4 protein-coding genes are annotated in these 3806 nt (G+C 64.7%); all 4 read left to right on the forward strand.

The window, feature by feature from the left end:
- A partial coding sequence (locus Q7O77_RS15390) for an isochorismate synthase MenF (protein ID WP_304169346.1) occupies positions 1 to 652 on the forward strand: 652 nt, incomplete at its 5' end.
- On the forward strand, positions 649 to 2280 hold the full coding sequence (locus Q7O77_RS15395; protein WP_304169349.1) for a (2,3-dihydroxybenzoyl)adenylate synthase: 1632 nt from the start codon (positions 649 to 651) through the stop codon (positions 2278 to 2280). The genes Q7O77_RS15390 and Q7O77_RS15395, both read left to right, overlap by 4 nt.
- Positions 2277 to 3155: an isochorismatase gene (locus Q7O77_RS15400; RefSeq protein ID WP_304169352.1), complete on the forward strand. Its 879-nt coding sequence runs from the start codon at positions 2277 to 2279 to the stop codon at positions 3153 to 3155. The genes Q7O77_RS15395 and Q7O77_RS15400 overlap by 4 nt, the downstream gene beginning before the upstream one ends.
- A partial coding sequence (dhbA, locus tag Q7O77_RS15405) for a 2,3-dihydro-2,3-dihydroxybenzoate dehydrogenase (protein ID WP_304169355.1) occupies positions 3152 to 3806 on the forward strand: 655 nt, incomplete at its 3' end. The genes Q7O77_RS15400 and dhbA, both read left to right, overlap by 4 nt.

Raw genomic sequence — 3806 nt, forward strand, 5'->3', positions numbered from 1 at the left:
CCTGCCGCTGGCGCACGGCTGTCTGGTGGGGGCCAGCCCCGAACTGCTGCTGCGCAAACAGGGCATGACCATCACGTCGCAGCCGCTGGCAGGCTCCAGCCGCCGCAGCACCGACGCGGGCGAAGATCACCGGCTACAGCAGGCGCTGCAACGTTCCGTCAAAGACCGCTATGAACACCAGTTGGTGATTGAAGAGATGCAGCGCACGCTCCTGCCGCGCTGCCGCTCGTTGACGCTGCCGCCTGAGCCGACGCTCATCAGTACGCCGGTGCTGTGGCATCTGGCTACCCACCTGCAGGCAGAGGTGATCGACCCGCGAGAAAACGCGCTGTCGATGGCCTGCCTGCTGCACCCCACGCCCGCGCTGTGCGGCACGCCGTTCCAACCAGCGCTGGACCGTATCGGCGAGCTGGAGCCGTTCGATCGCCAGCGTTTCGGCGGTATCGTCGGGTGGTGCGACGCACAGGGCAACGGCGAGTGGGCGGTGACCATCCGCTGCGGCGAAGTGCAGGACAATCGGGTGCGGCTGTTCGCAGGCGCAGGCATTGTGCCGGACTCTCAACCGCAGTCCGAATGGCAGGAAACCGGCGTCAAACTCAGCACCATGCTGCGCGCTTTCGGGCTACAGCAGGACAGGGAGTGCGCCGCATGATCATCGAATTCAACCGCTGGCCTCCGGCGCTGGAACAACGCTATCGGGCGTGCGGCTACTGGACCGATGCGCCGCTGGACGACATCCTGACCCGCCACAAAGACAGCGACGCCGTCGCCGTGATCTGCGGCGAACGCCGGTTAAGCTATCGCCAGTTGGATCGGTTAGCGTCCCGGCTCTCGGCGGCCCTGCGCCAACGCGGCATGCGCTGCGGCAATACCGCGCTGGTGCAGCTGGGCAACATCGCCGAATTTTACATTGTCTACTTCGCGCTGCTGCGCGCCGGGATTGTTCCCGTTAATGCGCTTCCCAGCCACCAACGCAGCGAGTTGTACTCCTACGCCGACCAGATCGAGCCGAAGCTGTTGATTGCGGATCGGCGTCATCCCCTCTTCTCCGATGACCGTTTCGTGGGACAACTGCGTGAGCGCTGCCCCTCGCTGCAACAGGTCATCTTGCTGGGCGATGAGGGCGATAACGGCCTGTCCGCGCTGATGAATCATGACATCGACGTTCCCACGCCGACGCCAACGCCGCCGGATCAGGTCGCTTTCTTCCAGCTTTCGGGCGGCAGCACCGGTACACCAAAACTGATCCCCCGCACCCACAACGACTATTACTACAGCGTGCGCGCCAGCGTGGACATCTGCGGCTTCACCGCCGCAACCCGCTACCTGTGCGCGCTGCCAGCGGCGCATAACTACTCGCTCAGTTCGCCGGGGGCGCTGGGGGCATTCTACGCGGGCGGCTGCGTCATCCTTGCCGCCGATCCCAGCGCCAGCGGCTGCTTTCCGTTAATCCATCAACATCAGGCCACCGTCGCCGCGCTGGTGCCGCCCGCCGTGATCCTGTGGCTTGAGGCCGCCGCCGCGCCCGGAGAACGCGCCAAGCTGAACAGTCTGCAACTCTTGCAGGTGGGCGGCGCACGCCTCAGCGAGTCGCTGGCGCGGCGCATCCCGGCGGAGTTGGGCTGCCAATTGCAGCAGGTGTTCGGCATGGCCGAAGGACTGGTGAACTACACGCGACTGGACGACGACGACGCGCACCGCTACGCCACGCAGGGATGTCCTATCAGCCCCGACGACGAGGTCTGGGTGGCCGACGCCGACGGCAACCCGCTGCCGCCCGGTCAGGCTGGAAAACTGATGACGCGCGGCCCCTATACGTTTCGCGGTTATTACCGCAGTCCCGAGCAAAATCGGCAGGCGTTCGATGCGCAGGGCTTTTACTGCTCCGGCGATCGCATTATCCGGCACGCCGACGGCTATCTGCAGGTCGTCGGCCGGGAGAATGACCTGATCAACCGCGGCGGCGAGAAGATTGCCGCCGAGGAGATCGAAAATCTGCTGCTGCGCCATCCCAAAGTCATCAACGCCGCGCTCGTCGCCGTCCCGGATGAGCTGATGGGCGAAAAAAGCTGCGCCTTCGTCGTGACCCGTCAGACGATTAAGCCCGTCGAGCTTCGCCGCCATCTGCGCGAACTGGGCATTGCCGATTACAAGTTGCCCGACCGCGTGGCAACGCTGTCCTCCCTACCGGAAACTCCGGTCGGAAAAGTGGATAAAAAACGCCTGCGCCAGATGGCGCAGCAGCGCTTCGCCCCCTCTCAGCAGGAGAATGATTCATGAGTATCCCCAAACTGAACGCCTATCCGCTCCCCACCGCCGAGCAACTGCCCGCCAATAAGGTCAGCTGGACGCTGGAGCCTCAGCGGGCGGCGCTGCTGATCCACGATATGCAGCAGTATTTTCTGAACTTCTGGGGCGAAGACAGCCCTCTGACCGCCCGAGTGGTACAAAATATTGCGCGGCTTAAGCAGGTCTGCCGCCAGCAAGGGATTCCGGTGTTCTACACCGCGCAGCCCCAACAGCAGAGCGACCGCGACCGCGCGCTGCTCAACGACATGTGGGGACCGGGCATCAACCAGCATCCCGAACAGCAGAAAATCATCCCGGCGCTGACGCCGGAAACCGGCGATACGGTGCTGGTGAAATGGCGCTATAGCGCGTTTGTCCGTTCCGATCTGGAGCAACAGATGAAGAAAGCGGGCCGCGACCAGCTGATCATCTGCGGCGTCTACGCCCACATCGGCTGCCTGACGACCGCCACCGATGCGTTCATGCGCGACATCCAGCCGTTCATGGCGGCCGATGCGCTGGCCGACTTTTCGCAGGAAGAGCACATGATGGCGCTGCGCTATGCCGCCGGACGCAGCGGACGCGTCGCCACCGTCAACCAACTGCTGGCCGAGATCGCGCCGTCCACCGGATACAGCCGGGAACAGCTGCGCGCGGAGCTGCTGCCGCTGCTGGATGAAGACAGTGAAGACCTGCAAGACGATGAAAACCTGCTGGATTATGGTTTGGACTCCGTACGCATCATGTCGCTGGTCGCGCGCTGGCGTCAGGCGGGCCACGATCTGGACTTTGTCGCGCTGGTCAAAAACCCCACCATCGCGCACTGGCTGCATCTGCTGACCGAGCCGCAGCGGGAGGAAGCATGAGTTGGGAGGCGGAATTTCGCGGCAAACAGGTCTGGGTGACCGGCGCCGGGCGCGGCATCGGCTACGTCACCGCCTGCCGTTTCGCACAGGCGGGCGCTGACGTCACGGGGTTCGACGTCGCATTCGATGAGGCCGACGCGCCGTTCCTGCGGCGCACCTTGGACATCAGCGATGCCGCCGCCGTCGCCGACAGCTGCGGCGAACTGCTGGCGCATACGCCGCGGCTGGATGTGCTGGTAAACGGCGCGGGTATCCTGCGTATGGGCGCAACGGAAACCCTCAGCCAGCAAGACTGGCTGGACTGCATCGGCGTCAATGCGGGCGGCGCCTTCAATCTGTTTCAGGCCACGCTGCCGCAGTTCCAGCGCCAGCGCTCCGGAGCCATTGTGTCCATCGGCTCCAACGCCGCGCACGTGCCGCGCGTCGGGATGGCGGCGTATTGCGCGTCCAAAGCGGCCCTGCGCAGCCTGTGCCTGACGGTCGGGCTGGAACTGGCCCCCTACGGTGTGCGTTGCAACCTGATCTCGCCCGGCTCGACGGACACCCCGATGCAGCGCAGTCTGTGGCGCGCGCCGGATGCCGAACAGCGCACCATTGAGGGATTCCCGGAACAGTACAAGCTGGGGATACCGCTGCGTAAAATCGCCCGGC

Source organism: Lonsdalea britannica, from assembly GCF_946477055.1.
Taxonomy (GTDB): domain Bacteria; phylum Pseudomonadota; class Gammaproteobacteria; order Enterobacterales; family Enterobacteriaceae; genus Lonsdalea; species Lonsdalea britannica_A.